Raw genomic sequence first — 400 nt, forward strand, 5'->3', positions numbered from 1 at the left:
ATTAGGGCATGGTGAGAAATGAGGTCAGCGAAATGTTGGAATTTTTAGATAAGTATTTAGCTGTTATTAATGCAGTTATAGCCACAGCTTCTATTATCATCTTATATGCGTTATTTGGTTTATTGCGTAAAAAGTTTGATAAGCCTAAATCATTTTGGATAATATATTGGGCATCGAGTTTAATTGTTTTGCTAGGCACTATATTTTTATTAAGTATTTATATTAAACTAAACTATACTTTGGCAGGGAATGCAGTAGGCATAAACTGGGGATATAATGAGTTGTTTTTTTATGGTCTGGTGTATTTCCTCGCCATGCTCGGCATTTTCTATTTATGGTATAAAAAAGGGAAAAGACCTGTTTCTCACGCTGTAATCTTCTGGGTATTAGCTATTGTTTT

General features: G+C 32.8%; 1 protein-coding gene. It reads left to right on the forward strand.

Features of this window, described 5'->3' with window-relative positions; translation table 11 throughout:
- Window positions 1-32 precede the first annotated feature (32 nt).
- Window positions 33-400, forward strand: a 368-nt coding sequence (locus B3W37_RS04260; protein WP_483174875.1) for a hypothetical protein, incomplete at its 3' end; no start/stop codon positions are given.

This window comes from Syntrophomonas sp. UBA5494, assembly GCF_002426325.1.